This window comes from Streptomyces sp. NPDC029164, assembly GCF_055563995.1.
Window position 1 is genome coordinate 127,112 of record NZ_JBVHWW010000005.1, and the last position, 17,579, is coordinate 144,690.

16 protein-coding genes are annotated in these 17,579 nt (G+C 74.0%); 14 read left to right on the top strand and 2 right to left on the bottom strand.

The features are described 5' to 3' along the window. Nucleotides 1–51 precede the first annotated feature (51 nt). The 13 genes from ACZ4VT_RS07080 to ACZ4VT_RS07140 all read left to right on the top strand — a co-directional run bounded on the left by ACZ4VT_RS07080 (nucleotide 52) and on the right by ACZ4VT_RS07140 (nucleotide 11,660). On the top strand, nucleotides 52–447 hold the full coding sequence (locus ACZ4VT_RS07080) for a hydrogenase maturation nickel metallochaperone HypA (RefSeq protein WP_467947353.1): 396 nt from the start codon (nucleotides 52–54) through the stop codon (nucleotides 445–447). A gap of 3 nt (nucleotides 448–450) precedes the next feature. Next, nucleotides 451–1,308 (top strand): hydrogenase nickel incorporation protein HypB, encoded by an 858-nt coding sequence (gene hypB / locus ACZ4VT_RS07085; protein WP_467947355.1) that lies wholly within the window; start codon nucleotides 451–453, stop codon nucleotides 1,306–1,308. Next, complete coding sequence (gene hypF, locus ACZ4VT_RS07090) at nucleotides 1,308–3,707, top strand: carbamoyltransferase HypF (protein WP_467947357.1); 2,400 nt, start codon at nucleotides 1,308–1,310, stop codon at nucleotides 3,705–3,707. Before hypB ends, hypF begins: the two co-directional genes overlap by 1 nt. Further along, nucleotides 3,676–4,011 (top strand): HypC/HybG/HupF family hydrogenase formation chaperone, encoded by a 336-nt coding sequence (locus ACZ4VT_RS07095; RefSeq protein WP_467947358.1) that lies wholly within the window; start codon nucleotides 3,676–3,678, stop codon nucleotides 4,009–4,011. Before hypF ends, ACZ4VT_RS07095 begins: the two co-directional genes overlap by 32 nt. Further along, entirely contained in the window at nucleotides 4,008–5,150 is a 1,143-nt protein-coding gene (gene hypD, locus ACZ4VT_RS07100) for a hydrogenase formation protein HypD (RefSeq protein ID WP_467947360.1), read from the top strand. The genes ACZ4VT_RS07095 and hypD overlap by 4 nt, the downstream gene beginning before the upstream one ends. Then, nucleotides 5,143–6,204 (top strand): hydrogenase expression/formation protein HypE, encoded by a 1,062-nt coding sequence (gene hypE, locus ACZ4VT_RS07105; RefSeq protein ID WP_467947361.1) that lies wholly within the window; start codon nucleotides 5,143–5,145, stop codon nucleotides 6,202–6,204. The genes hypD and hypE overlap by 8 nt, the downstream gene beginning before the upstream one ends. 320 nt (nucleotides 6,205–6,524) lie before the next feature. Further along, entirely contained in the window at nucleotides 6,525–6,848 is a 324-nt protein-coding gene (locus ACZ4VT_RS07110) for a hypothetical protein (RefSeq protein ID WP_467947363.1), read from the top strand. Nucleotides 6,849–6,903: 55 nt separating this feature from the next. Continuing rightward, on the top strand, nucleotides 6,904–7,734 hold the full coding sequence (locus ACZ4VT_RS07115; RefSeq protein WP_467947365.1) for a helix-turn-helix domain-containing protein: 831 nt from the start codon (nucleotides 6,904–6,906) through the stop codon (nucleotides 7,732–7,734). 82 nt (nucleotides 7,735–7,816) lie between these two features. Then, nucleotides 7,817–8,023 (top strand): hypothetical protein, encoded by a 207-nt coding sequence (locus ACZ4VT_RS07120; protein WP_467947367.1) that lies wholly within the window; start codon nucleotides 7,817–7,819, stop codon nucleotides 8,021–8,023. Nucleotides 8,024–8,103: 80 nt separating this feature from the next. Next, complete coding sequence (locus tag ACZ4VT_RS07125; RefSeq protein ID WP_467947368.1) at nucleotides 8,104–8,673, top strand: MauE/DoxX family redox-associated membrane protein; 570 nt, start codon at nucleotides 8,104–8,106, stop codon at nucleotides 8,671–8,673. Nucleotides 8,674–8,692: 19 nt separating this feature from the next. Then, nucleotides 8,693–9,226, top strand: a complete 534-nt coding sequence (locus ACZ4VT_RS07130) for a TlpA family protein disulfide reductase (protein ID WP_467947370.1) — start codon at nucleotides 8,693–8,695, stop codon at nucleotides 9,224–9,226. Nucleotides 9,227–9,240: 14 nt separating this feature from the next. Then, nucleotides 9,241–11,112 (top strand): ABC transporter ATP-binding protein, encoded by a 1,872-nt coding sequence (locus tag ACZ4VT_RS07135; RefSeq protein WP_467947372.1) that lies wholly within the window; start codon nucleotides 9,241–9,243, stop codon nucleotides 11,110–11,112. Next, nucleotides 11,109–11,660: a S26 family signal peptidase gene (locus tag ACZ4VT_RS07140; RefSeq protein ID WP_467947374.1), complete on the top strand. Its 552-nt coding sequence runs from the start codon at nucleotides 11,109–11,111 to the stop codon at nucleotides 11,658–11,660. Before ACZ4VT_RS07135 ends, ACZ4VT_RS07140 begins: the two co-directional genes overlap by 4 nt. 141 nt (nucleotides 11,661–11,801) lie before the next feature. Here ACZ4VT_RS07140 and ACZ4VT_RS07145 read toward each other — a convergent pair whose 3' ends face one another. Then, entirely contained in the window at nucleotides 11,802–11,969 is a 168-nt protein-coding gene (locus ACZ4VT_RS07145) for a hypothetical protein (RefSeq protein WP_467947376.1), read from the bottom strand. A gap of 243 nt (nucleotides 11,970–12,212) precedes the next feature. Here ACZ4VT_RS07145 and ACZ4VT_RS07150 point away from each other — a divergent pair, with 243 nt between their 5' ends. Further along, nucleotides 12,213–16,877 (top strand): HEAT repeat domain-containing protein, encoded by a 4,665-nt coding sequence (locus ACZ4VT_RS07150; RefSeq protein WP_467947378.1) that lies wholly within the window; start codon nucleotides 12,213–12,215, stop codon nucleotides 16,875–16,877. 6 nt (nucleotides 16,878–16,883) lie between these two features. Here ACZ4VT_RS07150 and ACZ4VT_RS07155 read toward each other — a convergent pair whose 3' ends face one another. Beyond that, a complete protein-coding gene (locus ACZ4VT_RS07155; RefSeq protein ID WP_467947379.1) occupies nucleotides 16,884–17,579 on the bottom strand; it encodes a 4'-phosphopantetheinyl transferase family protein in 696 nt (231 codons plus the stop codon).

The window sequence follows — 17,579 nt, forward strand, 5'->3', positions numbered from 1 at the left end:
CGTGACGACCCCGTCCCGCCGGTGTAATGAGCCCCGGCAGGACGGAGTCCCATGCACGAGATGTCCATCGCCATGGCCGTAGTGGGCCAGGTGGAAGAGGCGGCCCGGGCGGGCGGCGCGCGCGCCGTCAGCTCCGTACGGCTGCGGGTCGGCGAGCTGGCGGGCGTGGTGCCCGACGCGCTGGCCTTCTGTTTCGAACTGGCCTGCGCCGGAACGGTCCTCGACGGCGCGTCGCTCGTCACCGAATCCGTGCCGGGCCACGCCCGCTGCGCCTCCTGCCCCGGCACCTGGGCCGTGGGGATGCCCCCCGAACTGTGCTGCCCCGGATGCGGCAGGGCCACCGACGTGGAACTGCTGTCCGGCCGTGAGCTGGAGATCCTCAGCGTGTGCTGGGAGGACGGCCCCGCCGGTGCCCGTACCCGCGAACCGATTCCCGAGGAGGCCTGAACCATGTGCCGAGTGGTCGATCTGCGGCAGGCGGTACTCGCCAAGAACGACATGGCGGCCCAGGTCCTGCGCGCCGAACTCACCGCCCGCGGAACGACGGTGGTCAACCTGCTCTCCAGCCCCGGCAGCGGGAAGACGGCGCTGCTGGAGCGCGAACTGCTCCTCGCCCGTGAGCGGGGCGTGGCCGTGGCCGCGCTGACGGCGGACCTGGCCACCGAGAACGACGCCCAGCGGCTGGCCCGTTCGGGCGTACCGGTCAAGCAGGTGCTCACCGACGGGCTGTGCCACCTGGAGGCCGGGATGCTCGGCCGGCACCTGGACGGCTGGCTGCCCGAGGACACCCGGCTGCTCTTCGTGGAGAACGTGGGCAACCTCGTCTGCCCGGCCTCCTACGACCTGGGGGAGTCGCTGCGCGTGGTCCTGGCGTCGGTGACGGAGGGCGAGGACAAGCCGCTGAAGTACCCGACGGCCTTCGGACTGGCCCAGCTGGTGGTGGTCACCAAGACCGACATCGCGCGGGCCGTCGCATTCGACGAGGCCGCCTTCCGCGCCCACGTCGAGCAGGTCAACCCCGGTGTGGAGGTGGTCCTCACCTCGGCCCGCGCGGGTGAGGGGCTCGGCCTGCTCCTCGACCGGGCGCTGGCGGCGGGGGAGGGCGCAGGGACGCACACCCCGGTCATGGCGGGCCTGCCGCAGTCGCACGGCCACGACCACGGGGACGGTCACGGCCACCACCACGGGGACGGCCATGTGCACGTCCACGGGCACGGGGACGACCACGACCACGATCACGATCACGACCACGACCACGACCACGATCACGACCACCCGCACGTGCCTTCCGCCGCACAGACCCGCTGATGGAGGCCGTGCAGCGCCGCCGGGTCACCGTCCGCGGCGTGGTCCAGGGCGTCGGCTTCCGGCCCTACGTCTACACCCGCGCGACCGGACTCGGCCTCGCCGGGCACGTCACCAACACCCCCGAGGGCGTCGTCGCGGAGGTCGAGGGCGCCCCGGCCGACGTCCTCCGCTTCTGTGAGCGGCTCGCCGCGGACGCGCCCCCGCTGGCCGTCGTGGACGCCGTCGACCACTGCGAGGTCCCGGTCTCGGGCGGCGCCGGATTCACCATCATCGCCTCCCGGACCGGCGGCCCGGCCCGCACCCTGGTCTCCCCGGACGTGGCCACCTGCGCCGACTGCCTCGCCGAACTGGCGGACCCGGCCGACCGCCGCCACCGGCACCCCTTCATCACCTGCACCCACTGCGGGCCGCGGTTCACCATCGTCACCGGGCTGCCGTACGACCGCGCCCACACCACCATGGCCCGCTTCCCGATGTGCGCCGACTGCGCCCGCGAGTACGGCGACCCCGCCGACCGCCGTTTCCACGCCCAGCCGGTCGCCTGCCCGGCCTGCGGCCCCCGGCTGAGGCTGCTCACCGGGCAGCCGCCCCGCGAGACCCCGGGCGTCGATCCGGTCGCCGAGGCGCGCCGGCTCCTGGCGGCCGGGGCGATCCTCGCCGTGAAGGGCCTGGGCGGCTACCACCTGGCCTGCGACGCCACCCACCCGGGAGCCGTGGCCGAACTGCGCCGCCGCAAGAACCGCGGTGACAAGCCCTTCGCCCTGATGGCCCGGGACCTCTCCGACGCCGAGCGGTTCGCGCACATCGGCCCCGAGGAGCGCACGCTGCTGGCGGGAGGCGTACGGCCCATCGTGCTGCTGCGCCGGCGCGACGGCGGCGCGGCGGGTCCGGGCGCCCTGGGCGCCCTGGCTGACGGGGCCGCCCCGCGCTGTCCCGACCTCGGCGTGATGCTCCCGTACACCCCGGTCCACCACCTGCTGCTCGGCCTGCCCGGCGACCCGCCGGGCCCCCGCCTGCTCGTCATGACCAGCGGGAACCTCGCCGGCGAGCCCATCGTCACCGACGACGACGAGGCCCTGGACCGGCTCGCCGGCCTCGCGGACGCCTGGCTCACGCACGACCGCCCCATCCACGTGCCCTGCGACGACTCCGTGGTGCGGGTCTGCGACGGCGAGACGCTGACCCTGCGGCGCTCGCGCGGGTACGCCCCGCTCCCGCTGACCCTGCCGCTGCCGGTCCCCCCGACCCTCGCCGTGGGCGGGGACCTGAAGAACGCCTTCTGCCTCGGGGCGGGGCGCCAGGCCTGGCTGTCCGCCCACGTCGGCGACATGGACGACCTCGCCACCCAGTACGCCTTCGAACGCGCCGAGCGCCAGCTGGAGTCCATCACCGGCGTCGCCCCCCGGCTCCTCGCCGCGGACCGGCACCCCGGCTACCGCGCCACCCGCTGGGCGGGGCGCGCCGCGGCCGGCCGGCCGCTCGTGCGCGTCCAGCACCACCACGCGCACATCGCCTCCGCCATGGCCGAGCACGGTCTGGACGGCGGCCGTCCGGTCATCGGCATCGCCTTCGACGGCACCGGCTACGGCGACGACGGGGCCGTGTGGGGCGGCGAGGTCCTCCTCGCCGACTACGCCGGATACACCCGCTTCGCCCACCTCGGGTACGTCCCGCTCCCGGGCAGGGACGCGGCCGTGCAGCGTCCGTACCGCATGGCGCTGGCCCATCTGCGCGCCGCGGGCATCGACTGGAATCCGGACCTGCCCTGCGCCGCCGCCTGCCCGCCGGAGGAAATCGCGCTCCTGGAACGCCAGTTGGAGCGCGGCTTGAACTGCGTCCCGACCTCCAGCATGGGACGGCTCTTCGACGCCGTCTCCTCCCTGGCCGGCGTCTGCCACCGGGCGGGGTACGAGGCGCAGGCCGCGATCGAGCTGGAGGGCGCGGCGCTCGGCGCGGGCGCGGCCGGCCCCGGCTACTCCTTCGGCCTGCGCCTCCCGCCCGGTCCGGCCGGCGGTGGTCCGGTCACCGCCGATCCCGCGCCCGTACTGGCCGCCGTGGTGGCCGACGTACGCGCGGGCACGCCCCCGGGGCTGATCGCCGCCCGCTTCCACACCGCCGTCGGCGCCCTCGTCGGCACGCTCTGCGCCCTCGCGCGCGAGCGGCACGGACTGGACACCGTCGCGCTGACCGGCGGGGTCTTCGCCAACACCCTGCTGTCGTCCGCGTGCGCCCGCACCCTGCGCGCGAGCGGTTTCACCGTCCTGCGCCACGGCCGGGTCCCCCCGAACGACGGCGGTCTGTCCCTCGGTCAGCTCGTGGTGGCGGCCGCCGCCGACACCGCGCACCATCCACAGCAAGGAGAAGCCCATGTGTCTGGCGGTACCCGGCAGAGTGCTTGACATCGGGGAGAAGGACGGCACCCGCATGGCTACCGTCGACTTCGGCGGCGTGCAGAAGGAGGTATGCCTGGAGTACCTGCCGGACCTCCGGGTGGGCGAGTACGCCATCGTCCACGTGGGCTTCGCCCTCCAGCGCCTCGACGAGGAGTCGGCGCGCAAGACCCTCGAACTCTTCGCGGAACTCGGCATGCTCCAGGAGGAGTTCGGCGATCCGTGGGAGCAGGCCGCCGAAGCCGGCGGCGACCCCTGGCCCTTCGCCGACGGGCCGGCCGTCGCCGCGCCGCAGGGGGAGGTCGCGCCGTGAAGTACATCGACGAGTTCCAGGACCCGGAGCTGGCCCGCCGGCTGCTCGACGACATCCACGCCACCGTGACCCGCCCCTGGGCGCTGATGGAGGTCTGCGGTGGCCAGACGCACACCATCATCCGGCACGGCATCGACCAACTGCTGCCGGATCAGGTGGAGTTGATCCACGGTCCGGGCTGTCCGGTGTGCGTGACCCCGCTGGAGGTCATCGACAAGGCGCTGGAGATCGCCTCCCGCTCCGACGTGATCTTCTGCTCGTTCGGGGACATGCTCCGGGTTCCCGGGACCGGCCGGGACCTGTTCCGGGTGCGGAGCGAGGGCGGCGACGTACGCGTCGTCTACTCCCCGCTCGACGCCCTGAGGGTCGCCCAGGAGAACCCGGACCGGCAGGTGGTGTTCTTCGGCATCGGCTTCGAGACCACCGCGCCGCCCAACGCCATGACGGTCCACCAGGCGAAGAAGCTGGGCATCCGCAACTTCAGCCTGCTGGTGTCCCACGTCCGGGTGCCCCCGGCCATCGAGGCGATCATGCAGTCGCCGAGCTGCCGGGTCCAGGGCTTCCTCGCCGCCGGGCACGTGTGCAGTGTGATGGGCGTCAGCGAGTACCCCGCGCTGGCCGCGCGCCACCGCGTGCCGATCGTGGTGACGGGCTTCGAGCCGCTGGACATCCTGGAGGGCGTACGGCGGGCGGTGCGGCAGCTGGAACGCGGCGAGCACACCGTCGACAACGCGTACGCGCGGGCCGTCCGCCCGGAGGGCAACCCGGCGGCCCTCGCCATGCTGGAGGACGTCTTCGAGGTCACCGACCGGGCCTGGCGCGGCATCGGCGTCATCCCCGACAGCGGCTGGCGGCTGTCCGCCCGCTACCGCGACTTCGACGCCGAGCACCGCTTCTCGGTGACCGGCATCAACACCCGCGAACCGGCGGCGTGCCGCAGTGGCGAGGTCCTCCAGGGGCTGCTCAAGCCCCACGAGTGCGAGGCCTTCGGCACGCTGTGCACCCCGCGCAGCCCGCTCGGCGCCACCATGGTCTCCAGTGAGGGAGCCTGCGCCGCGTACTACCTCTACCGGCGGCTGGAACTGAAGACGGTGCCCGCCGCCCCGACCGCTCCGCTGGAGGCGAGTCCCGTTGTCTGACACCGCACTCGACATCACGGGCTGGACCTGTCCGGCCCCGCTGCGCGACCACCCCCGCGTGGTGATGGGCCACGGCGGCGGCGGAGCGCTCTCCGCCGAACTGGTCCAGCACCTCTTCGCCCCCGCCTTCGGCGGCGAGGCGCTGGCCCAGCTCGGGGACTCCGCGGCCCTCTCCCTCGGCGGAGTCCGGCTGGCCTTCTCCACCGACTCGTACGTGGTGCGGCCGCTCTTCTTCCCCGGCGGCACCATCGGCGACCTGGCGGTCAACGGCACGGTGAACGACCTGGCGATGAGCGGGGCCCGGGCGGCCTACCTCTCCTGCGGCTTCATCCTGGAGGAGGGCGTCGAGATGTCCGCGGTGGCGCGCGTGGCCGAGGCCCTGGGCGCCGCCGCGCGGGCCGCGGGCGTGGAGGTGGCCACGGGCGACACCAAGGTGGTCGAAGTGGGCCACGGGGACGGCGTCTACATCAACACCGCGGGCATCGGGATCATCCCCGACGGGGTGGACCTGCGCCCGCAGCGCGTGGTCCCCGGCGACGTCGTCATCGTCAGCGGCGAGATCGGCCTCCACGGGGTGGCGATCATGAGCGTCCGCGAGGGGCTGGAATTCGGCGTGGACATCGAGAGCGACTGCGCGGCCCTGGGCGGCCTCGTGCAGAGCATGCTCGCCGTCACCCCGGACCTGCACGTCCTGCGCGACCCCACCCGAGGCGGCCTGGCGGCCGCGCTCAACGAGATCGCGGCCGCCTCGGGCACCGGCGTCGTGATCACCGAGAGCCGTGTCCCGGTCCCGCCGGCCGTCGCGAACGCCTGCTCCATCCTCGGGCTCGACCCGCTCTACGTGGCCAACGAGGGCAAGCTGGTCGCCTTCGTCCCGCGCGAACACGCCGACGCCGTTCTCGACGCCATGCGCGCCCACCCCCTGGGACGGCACGCCACGGTGATCGGCGAGGCCGTCGACGCGCACCCCGGCATGGTCGTCTCCCGCACCGCCCTCGGCGGCACCCGCGTCGTCGACCTCCCGCTCGGGGAGCAGCTGCCGCGCATCTGCTAGCTCCGGCCGCGCTGCTCAGCGTACGAAGAAGCCCCTGGTGGGACGGGTTCTCGACCGAGATCCCCGGCTCCGCCAGGGGCTTCGTGCGTGCCACCGAACGCGGTTGGGAGCGTGACACCAAGCGCTCCGGAGCGGTTGCTCTCACCCGATCCGCCTTCCGCGCGCCGCGGCCGGCCGGAAGACTCGTCACCAGGAACAAGGCGGGCCCGCCTCCCTGCACACCGACCGAGTGATCCTCCTCGACCGTCAGAAACGAGGCACGCCGTGTTCTTCATCCTCTTCGGCTTGATCTGGGACTGACCGGGGTCGTGCACCTCGTCATGACCCTCGTGTCCCTGTCGGCGCCGCCGGACCATCCCGTCCGGCGCGCCGACCGCCATCTCGTCACCGATGTCATCTGGGCCACCGCGGCCCCCGCCGACCGGCTGGAGCACGTGTACGCCCGCTCCGCCGAAGGGCACCTGGACATCGCCCTGTTCCTCCTGGCCGCCGGCCCGGAGGAAGCCGCTCCGGCCGGCGAGCGGATCGTTCGCAGAGCCCTCGCCGTGGCACCCGCACTGGCCGGCTGGCGCATCGACCCCGTCCCCTTCGAGGAACTCCACCGGGAAGGAGAGAACCCTGTCACAGACGGCCATCCGTGGTGAGGACGACGCCGCTCAGGTCACGCACCTGCCCGCGCTGACCTTCCGCTCGCTGCACGTGCTCCGGACCCCCCACCTGATCCGCGGGGCCGATCCCGAACTGTTCCACCTGGCGCTCCCGCTGCACGGCCGGCCGCTCCTGACCCGTGCCGGCCGGGACACCGTGCTCGGGCCCGGGGAGATGGTCTTCTACGACGGCTCGCGGCCGTTCCGTTCGGTGGTGACGGGGCAAGGGGATCCCGCCGAGCTCATCCAGATCCGCTTCCCGGGGACCCTGCTGCCCCTGCCTCCCGCACGCATGGAAGGCCTCGCGGGCGAGCGGCTGTCCGGCCGTGAGGGGATCGGCCCGCTCCTGACGGACTTCCTCGTCCGCCTGGTCAGGGACGCCCCGCACTACCGGCCGGCCGACACCGCCCGGCTGGGCGGCGTCCTCCTCGACCTGCTGACGGCCCTGCTCGCCCACGAGCTGGACACCGGGGCCCGCGCGGCGCCCGCGTCGTACCGGCGCGCGTTGATGCTCCGCGTGCAGGGCTTCGTGGAGCGCCACCTCGGGGACGCCCGCCTCTCGCCCCAGGCGGTGGCGGCGGCCCACCAGATCTCCGTCAGCTACCTCTACAAGCTCTTCCAGGAGGAGGGGCTGACCGTCGCGGCCTGGATCAGGGAACGGCGTCTGGAGAGCTGCCGCCGCGACCTGTCCGACCCGCGCCTGGACTCCCACCCCGTCCACGTGATCGCCGCGCGCTGGGGCTTCCTCAGCAACGCCCACTTCAGCCGGGCCTTCCGCGCCGCCTACGGGATGTCGCCGAAGGAGTACCGGCACACGGCCGCGCTCCCGCACGGCGTACAAGAACCGTCAACAAGCGTGTTCCCGCAGTCAACGACACGCTGACCGCGCTCCGACATGCTCATGACATGCCACCGCAAGCACCACGACGGAGCGGTGGACACACCACGACAGAGAAGAGACAGACATGTTCGCCAAGATCGAAGCCATGGGTGCCGCCCTGCTCGAGCGCGTCGTCCCCACCGTCACCGCGGACGCCGCGGCCGCGCCCGGCTGGTACCACTACGCCCAGTGCTGGCAGTGCAACAACGGCCCGTGGGGCCACTTCGGCTACAACGCCCCCTGTGAGGCGTACTGGAACGGCTCCAAGTTCACGCGCGGCATCTGCGGCTGAACCCGAAGCACGCACGGGTGAAGACCCGCCCCGCTGCCGGAACGAACCGGTGGCGGGGCCCACCGCCGAAGGGAACGCCCATGTCCTCGTTCGAGATCGCCGTGCGGAGCCTCCTCGGCACGGTCTTCCTGGTCTCGTCCCTGAGCAAGGCGCGCGACCGGGCGGCGTACCGGGGGTTCGTACGGTCCTTGGCCCACATGCGCGTCGTTCCCGCGGCCCTGGACGAGCCGGCCGCGAGGGCGGTCCTGGCCGCGGAGTTCGCGACCTGGCTGCTCCTGGCGGTACCGACCGGGCCGGCCGGCCGGCTGGGGCTGCTCCTCGCGACGCTGCTGCTCGCCGCCTTCACGTTCGGGATCGCCCGGACCCTGCGCCGACGCTCTCCGGTGGCCTGCAACTGCTTCGGGCTCTCCGCCACACCCGTCGGCGGGCGGCACGTCGTACGCAACGTCCTGCTCGCGGCCGCCGCCCTCGGCTGCCTCCTGGCGCCCGCCGCGGGCGGCCCGGCAGGCGCGGGCCACGCGCTGGTGGCGGCCATCGCGGGCCTGGTCACCGGCCTGGTGACCACCGCCCTCGACGAGATCGTCGCGCTCTTCCGGCCCCTCCCGGACACCGGTACGTCCCGAGCGCCCGTCCGTCCGTACGCCTCATGACCGAACCCCAGGAGTCCTGATGTATGTCCTGACAGCAACCGTCGTGCTGCTCTCGGCGCTCTGCCTGCTGAACCTGCTGCTGACCGTCGGCGTCGTCAAACGGCTGCGCGAGCACACCGAGATCCTCGCCCCCATCCGGCAGCAGGCCGGAATCCGCACGGGAGACGAGGTCGGAGACTTCCGGGCCGTCACCGTCGACGGCCGGCCGCTGGAGCGTGATTCGCTGGCCGACGACAGCGTCGTCGCCTTCTTCGCCCCCGACTGCCAGCCGTGCAAGGTCCTGCTCCCCGAGTTCATCCGGTTCGCGGAAACCGACGCGTACGGCCGGGACCACCGGATGGCCGTCGTGATCGGCACCGCGGAGGCCTCCCAGGACCTCGTGGCCCTGCTGAGCCCCGTCGCGCACGTCGTCGTCGAAGAGCCCCTGGGCCCCGTCGGAACCGCCTTCCGCACCTCCGGCACGCCGACCGTGCTCCGGGTCGCCACCGCCGGCGGCCGCACCGTGGTGACCTCCGACCGGGTACTGGCCATGCCCGCCGCGACAGCGGTATGACCAGGGGCGATCGCATGCGCGCCACACCGTCCGGGCTCCTGCGGACCGTCCGCCTCGCGGCCGCGGCCCTGCTGCTGGTGGGAAGGACCGTCCCCTGGCACCTGTCCGCCTTCGCCGTGGTCACCCTCTGCCGGGGGGCCTTCCCGCTGGCCACCGCATGGCTCATGAAGACACTGCTGGACGACCTCGTGCGCGGCGTCGACCTGTCCGGCCTGGCCGGACTGGCGGGCGCCCTCGCCGCCGTCGGCGTGGCCTCGGCGGTCACCCCCCTGGTGTCGCAGTACCTGCACGCCGAGCTGGACCGCAGGACCGGCGTGGTGGCCATGGACCGGCTGTTCGCCGCCGTGGACCGGTCCATCGGCATCAGCCGCTTCGAGGACCCCCGCTTCCTCGACGAACTGCGGCTCGCCCAGACGGCGAGTCGCAGCGCACCGGTCCAGATCGTCAGCGGGGGACTGGACATCGCCGGCCAGGTGCTCCCCGTCCTCGGATTCGCGGCCTCCCTCTTCGCACTCAGCCCGGTCATGGCCCTCGTCGTCCTCTCGGCCGCCGTCCCCGCCGTGATCGCGGAATGGCTGCTCTCGCGCCGGCGCGCCCAGCTGGTCATGGACGTGAGCCCCATCGAACGCAAGGAGTTCTTCTACAACCAGCTCCTGAGCACGGTCGAGGGGGCGAAGGAGGTACGGCTCTTCGGGCTCGGCGGGTTCTTCAGGACGTCGATGCGCCGCGAGCGCCTCGCCAACAACGCCGCCCGCAAAGGGATGGACCGCAAGGAACTGTCCGTGCAGTTCTGCCTGGAGGGCGTGGCCGCGGCCGTGTCCGGCGGCGGCCTGCTGTGGGCCGTGGGCGCCGCGCGCGACGGCAGCATGACGGTGGGCGGCATCGCGCTCTTCGTCGCCGCCGTCACCGCCGTACAGGGCGCGCTCGGCGCGCTGGCCACGCAGATGGCGTCGACGGCCGAGGCCCTGCTCCTCTTCCGGCGCTACCGGGACATCACGGCCCTCGGATCCGACCTGCCCCTGGCCGAGCGGCCCGAGCCGCTGCCCCCGATGCGCCGCGGGATCGAGTTCCGGGACGTGTGGTTCCGGTATTCGGATCAACTCCCCTGGGTGCTGCGGGGCGTGAACGTCTTCATCCCCCACGGCCGGGCCCTGGCCCTGATCGGCCTCAACGGCGCGGGCAAGTCCACCTTCGTGAAACTGCTGTGCCGGCTCTACGACCCCACGCGGGGCGCGGTCCTGTGGGACGGGGTCGACATCCGGGAGATCGACCCGGCCGAGCTGCGGTCCCGGATCGGCGCGGTCTTCCAGGACTCCATGCACTACGACCTCACCGCCGCCGAGAACATCGGGCTGGGCGATCTGGAGGCGCTGGGCGACCGCTCACGCGTCCGGGAGGCGGCCCGCCGCGCCGGGATCGACGGCGTGCTGGCCTCGCTGCCGCACGGCTACGACACCCTGCTCTCCCGGAAGTTCATGACGGCACCGGACGAATCCGACCCCTCGACGGGCGTCCTCCTGTCCGGGGGACAGCACCAGCGGGTCGCCCTCGCCCGCGCCCTGATGCGGCACGACCGGGAACTGATGATCCTCGACGAACCCTCCTCCGGCCTCGACGCCGAGGCCGAGCACGAGATCCACGCCTCGCTGCGGAGCTTCCGCGCCGGGCGCACCAGCGTGCTGATCTCCCACCGGCTCGGCACGGTGCGGGAAGCCGACGTCATCGTGGTGCTCCGGAACGGCCGGATCGTCGAGCAGGGCGGCCACGAGGAACTGCTGGCGGCGGCCGGGACGTACGCCGACCTGTTCCACCTGCAGGCCAAGGACTACCAGGGCGGCCCCGCGCACCGGGCCCCGGCCGTCCCCGGCGCGGCGGTCCCGCGGTGAGGCCCCGTCCGCCGCGCGCCGCGACCCGCCGCGGTACCGGGCGCGGCCCCTCGTACGATCCGGCGGCCGGGGTGATGCCGAGCCGGGAGGAGCTCGACGCGCTCGCGGTGTCCTGGCCCTCGGCCCGGGCTCCCGAGGCGCACCGGTCCCGGCTCGGACGGCTCGCGCGGGCCCTGACCGCACTGCCGGCGCGCCGGCTGGTCCTGGTCACGGTACGAGGCCGCAGCATGGAGCCCACCCATCACGAGCGGGACCGGGTCCTGGTGGTCCGCGGCACGAAGGCCCGCCGGGGCAGGGTCGTCGTGGTCGTCAACCCGCGTACGGAAGGGGCCCACCTGATCAAGCGGGTGCTCGCCGTGCCCGGCGACCCCGTCCCGAGGGAGCTCGCCCCCGCCCTGGCCGGCGTACCGGAGCGGTACGTGCCCCCCGGCCGGCTCGTGCTCGTCGGCGACAACCCCGGACACAGCCTGGACTCCCGGCAGTTGGGCTACTTCCCGGCCTCGGCCGTCCTGGGCCGGCTCCTGCGGGACCTCTGGCGCCGCCCCTGACCGCGCATGCGCCGGCCGGGACCGGCCGGTCTACCCTGGGGCCTCAGGGGGTACGGGCGTGAGGGCGCCCACGCCTGACGTCTGAGGCTCGAAGACCACGGCCGCGCCGGGTTGAGGGGGAGGCCCGGCGCGGCCGTGCGATCACTTGGCGCCGCTCCGCTTGACCTCATCGCGCACCGCGCGAAGAGAGCGGATCGCCGTGATCATCTTCTGGGACAGTGCCGGTACCTGGTCGAAGAGGTGCCCCACGACGGCAACACCTCCCGCGACCGAGGTGACGGCAACAGTCACCCAACCTGCCAGTTCCATAGAGCGCCTTTCGAGAGAGGAAGATGCGTGGCCGTGGGAGGCCCTCCGGGCTCCCCTCGCCCCAACGGGCCCTCCTCGCTCCGGCTCTCCGCGATCCCTCGCGCTCGAACGGCAACTACGCAACCGGCGGTCTGAGTTGAGCGTACCGACCCGCGGGGTCCGATGTCCTCAGGACCGGGAGGGCGGCTCGTATCGGGCGAAAACTGCTGGTGGGGTCGAGAACGTCCCGGTTAGCATCCGGCGATGACGACGCCCACGGACAAGTCCTTCGACGATGCGGTGCGTCGAGCTGACGTCGGCTGGTTGTCCGGCCATCTCGACGCGCGGCTCTGCCCGCCGGCCGTCTTCGGGCGGCTCATCCGGCACGATGATCCCCGGCTGCGGTACCTGGGGCTGGTCCTGCTCGACGAGCGCGTCACCTCGGGCCGGACGGGCGGCGCGTCCGAGGCGGCCGAACTCGCGGGACTGCTGCCGGTGTCGGTGGAGGGGTCGCCGGAGTCGCTGCTCGTCCTGGCCCGGCTCCATGAGCGACTGGGCCCGTACGTCCCGGAGTCCCGCCGGCCTTCGTGGCGTACGGCCGAACTGCCGGTACGCGTACGGATCGCCTGGCTGCGCGCCGAGCTGATGAACGAGCCGGCGGTGATCCGGAAGGAGCCGCCGGGCGAGCTGCTGTACCAGGCGGTGCGGGAGGCGACCGTCACCGGCGCGCACCGGCCCGCGCAATTCGTCAACGAGCTGGTGGACAGCGGTGACCCGGTATTGCGGGCCGAGGCCCTGCGGCTGGCCCGGCAGGGGCTGCACGCCGGCCTGCTGGCTCCCGCCCTGGTCCGCGGACATGTGATGAACCTGCTCGGTGCCGGTGCCGGCGCCGGTGCGTCCGACGCGGGCCGCGCGGGCGTGGTCGTCGCCGCGCTGGGTGAACTCGCCGAGCCGTGGGCGGCGTTGGATCCCCTGCCGTCGGCACTCCTGGCCCCCTTCCTCACGGCCGAGTCGGCGGCCGCAGGACCCGGGGCGGCCGATGCCGCCCTCACGGCCGCCGCCCATCACGGGCACGGCGCGCTGCTGCGGCAGGTCGTCGACGATCCGGACCTGCCGCCCGGTCTTCGCCGGCGCGGGATGGAACTGCTCGGTGACCTGGCGGACCGCGGCGACATCGGTGCGCTGACGGCCATCGCCGCAGGGGACCCCTTGCTCTTCGGCGGGCCTGCGGTGACGTGTCTGCGAGGGCTCCACCGGCGCGGGCACTTCCCGGACGGTCCGCACGTTCCGGCCGTCATCGGCCTGGCGCTGGCCGACCACACGATCGCTGCCCACGAGGTCGCGACGATCCTGTTCACCTGCCGACAGGTGGTGTTCCGTGCACTGGTGGACGCGGCCCCCGACGATCCGAGCTGGCCGCGCCGGCTCACCCTGCTGGTCGCCCTGGCCGCGCAGGGGGCGGGGGAGCTGCCCATCGGGGACGCGATCGCACGGGTTCTGCCGTCGGCGCCCGCGCCGGGGCCGTTCCTCGCCGCGATCCGCGCGCTGCGCCACGCGGATGCCGAAGACGCGGTGATCGCTCTCCTGCCCGTGGCGCCCGCCGCGGCCCTGGACGCCCTGGAGGCCATCGGCGGGCACCGGACGGCGGAAGCGCTGAGGGAGGGGCTCGGCCTGGCCGCGCAGGAGGGCGCGGGCGCGGTCGCCGGCGCGGTCGCGGGCTCGGTCGCCGGGTCGGGCGCGGGCGTGATCGCGCCGCATCTTCGCGCCGTACGGAACACCGCCCTTGAGGTGCTGTGGCACCTGACCGACGATCCGGCACAGCGGCGTGCCCTCCTCGTCCGTCTCGACCCCGCCGATCTGCCCGCCCGCATCGCGGCGGATCTCGGCGGCCCGGACGAGCGGGAACTGGCTCTCCTCCGTTCCCACCTCGACCCGGACCGGCCAGTGGCGGCCCTGTGCCGACTGGCCGCCCACGGCAGCGCCGCCACGCTGCCGGTCATCGCCGACCTGCTCCTGCGCGTCGTGGCCGAGCCGGCGGCCTCCCGGGAGCCCGGCGCGGCCGCCCCGTACCCCGAGAACGGGCAGCCGGCCGGGGAGCCCGCGGTGCCCCAGGAGGTTCTGGACGCCCTACACGCTCTGGGCCGTCGTCTCCACGAGCGGGGCCGCATCAGGCCGGTCTGCCTGCTCGACGCGCCGACCGCACGCGAGGCCGGGCACGCACTCGTCGCGTCCCTGGCGCTGGATCTGCTGGAGCGGCCCGGACTGTCGAGCGGCGAGCAGGCGGTCCTGCTCGAACTCCTGCTCCGCGCCCCCTGCCCGAGCACCCGTGCGCGGACGCACCGGCTGCTGCGGCACCGCGACCGGCACGTCCGCAAGCACGTGATCGCGCTGCTCGCCCGCGACGCCACGGGGGACGACGCGCAGGCGTTGTCGGCGACCCTGATCGCGCTGACCACCGCGCCGGACATCCAGACCGTTCGGCAGGCCCTGCTCGCCCTCGGTCACGCGCGGGCCCGCTGGGCCTCCAGGGCGATCGCCGCGTGCCTCGGCCATCCGAACATGAACATCAAGAAGACCGCGGCCGAGGTGCTGGTCCGCGCGGGCGCGCCCACGGCCGTACCGACGCTGCTCCACTGGCTCGGGCGTCACGACAATCCGGGCCTGCGCGGAAAGCTCGTCGAGGCACTGCGCACCATCCTCGGCGGCGCGTACCTGGCGACCGTCCTCGCCGCCGCCGAACACAGCGAAGACGCCCGTGCCCGCGGACTCCTCCTGGAAGGCCTCGACCGTGCCCTGCCGGCGAGCGCGGTCCTCGCGCTGGCCGACCAGGCACCACGGGTCGCACCCACCCTGCTCGCCCTGGTGGCGGCCGGCCGGGTCGGCCTCGCGTCCGGCACCATCGAGGACCTGTCGACGGCCATGGCCACGTACGGGATCACCACGCCCGCCGCGCCGCGGTCGGCGGCCGGGGCGGACCTGGACCTCAACTCGCTGACGGCCGGGAGCTGGAATCCGCCGGCCGCGCTCCGCATCGCCGTACGGCACGAGCTGCCGCACCCCATCCGGCTGCGTGCGCTACGGCCCCTGCTGGCGGACTGGCTTCGCCTCGCCGGCTCCGAACCCGCCGCCCGGGGACGCGTCCTGCGACTCACGCTCCGGCTCTGCCCCGCCCCGTGGACGACCGAGGAACTGACGCTCTTCGCCCGATCCGCCACGGTCCTCCTCGACGCCCTCGCCGAGGCCGCGGCCGCGGACCGCGCCGACCTGATCGCCGTACTCGAAGCCGTCGCGCCGGCCCTGCCGGCGGTGGAGAAGCCGACCGCCGCCGACGCGGTACGGGCGCTGCCCGCCGTACCCGCGGGAAACCGGTCCACCCTGCCACTGCTCCGCGGCCTCGGCGCGGTGCTCGTCCGCGCCGACCTCGACCAGGCCCTCGCCTCGGCCCGGCTGGACGCCCATCCCCGGCAGGCCGAAACCGCCGTGCTGCGGGACGCGTTCGCGGCCCCGCCGTCCCCTGCGGCCACGCACCCGGACGCGAGGTGGCGAACGGCCCTGGACGCCGCGGCCCGCACACCGGGCACCCTCCGGGCATTTCGCCGGCACCCCCTCCCACCCGGCTCCAGGGACCAGCTGACCGCGCTGATCGACGTCCACGCCTCCGCCGGCCCCGAGGTCCGCGTCGCCCTCATCGACTGGATGACGGACCTCCAGCCGCTCGACGCGCCTCCCTGGACCCTCACCGAGACCGCCCACGCGCCGGCGACTCGGCCGCGGACCGTGCACGAGGACGACCTCGACCAACCCCGCTCGACCGCCCTCCGGGAGCGCCTGCTGGCCATGCTGCGGGCATCCGCTCCGGACCGCCGCCGCGCCGCGGCCCTGGCGCTCCTGGAGTGGCCCGAGCCCGAGGCGGGGCTTGCGGTGCTCCGAGCGTTTCTGCGAGGCCGCATCGACATACCCGTCGGTGCCGGCCCGGCCCGCGCCCTGAACAGCATCGGCGAGACGGAACTCCGCGCGGACGGCGTCCTGCACGACCGGGTGGCCCGCGCGGCAGAGCGGCTGGCCCCGTGCGACCTGGAACCGCTGGTCCCGCTCCTGCTGGAATGGTGGGAGCACGACCCGCCGGCCGTCAGGGCGGCGGCCGCGCAGGCGCTGCGCCGCGTCCCCGCCGACGTCCTGGCGGAGCGCCTCGCCGGCCGCCTCGACACCGGCGCCTGGGGCTTCCTCGAACTGCTCTCCGGGCGTCCCCTCCTGCGCACCCCCGCATTGACGCGGACCGGCCGGCGCCTGCGCGCGGAAGGACGCGACGCCCTCGCGGACCGCCTCCTCCTCGTGGACGGTCCACTGCGCCACCCGGATGACTCCGCCCGGCAGGACGCCGCCGCCCTGACAGCCCTCCGCGACCGCACCCCACCCGAGCCCTCCCAACCCCCCTCCCGACAGGAGCTGTTGGCCCTGGCCCGCACCGGCAACCCGGCCCGGATCCACCAGGTACTCAGACAACTCGCCGAGGAACACGCGGGCCCGGCCGCGCACGAGGACCCCGCCCTACGCGACCTGATCGGCGAGTTGCTGCACCACCCCAAGCCCGGGATCCGCCTGCACGCCCACCGCACCTCGCGCGCCCTGCTGGACCGCCGGACCTACCTGCACCACACGTCCCTCCTCCTGGCCGACCCCCAGCCGGACCTCGTCCGCACGGCGATCCGCACCCTCAGCCACGCCACCTGGCCATCCGCCATCCCGGCGATCACCGCCCTGCTGGAGCACCCCCACCCCACGATCCGCGCCACCGCGACCGAAGCCCTCATCACCCTGGGCGAACCGGCCATCCCCGCCCTCAGACACGCCGCCACCCACACCCGCCCCGACAAACGCTCCCTCTACACAGACCTCCTCCACCTCATCACGACCACCGACTCCCACTGACCGGGCTCAACGCCGCCGGGGCGGGGACGTAGGGCAGGTTCGGTCCCCGGCGCTCACCACGACCGAGGTCAGGAGGAGACCGCCGGACGTGGTCCACTTTCCGTCGAGCGCGGCGCGGTCCCCGGTGTCTGCCGTGATTCCGGGGACCAGCAGCCGGACGTGGAAGGTGCCGCCGGCCGGGTCGAAGGTGATCGCGGCATCGGAGAATCTCAGCTGTACGCCGGTGAGGGGGAACACCGCCTTGTAGACGGACTCCTTGGCGCAGAAGAGGAGCCGGTCCCAGACGCCCGTCGGCGATGACCGCGACAGACTCCGGACGTGGGACTGTTCGGCGGGGAGGGCGATGGCCTCCAGGACGCCCGCCGGGAGCGGCAGGGCCGGTTCGGCGTCGATGCCGACCGCCGCGATCCGGTGCCGCCAGGCCAGCGCCGCCGCCCGGTATCCCGTGCAGTGCGTCATGCTCCCCACGATGCCCCCGGGCCACCGCGGGGCGCCCCGGTGCCCCGGCAGCAGGGGCTCCGGGGCGACGCCCAGCGTGGCCAGGGCGCGCCTCGCGCACATCCGTACCGTGGTGAACTCCTGTCGTCTGACCGGTACGGACCTCTGGACGAACGCCGCCTCCTCGGGGAACAGGAACCCTCCGGGCGGATCCTCGAACTCCTCCGCGTACGCCACCTCCGGGGGCAGCAGCGGTGCGATCAC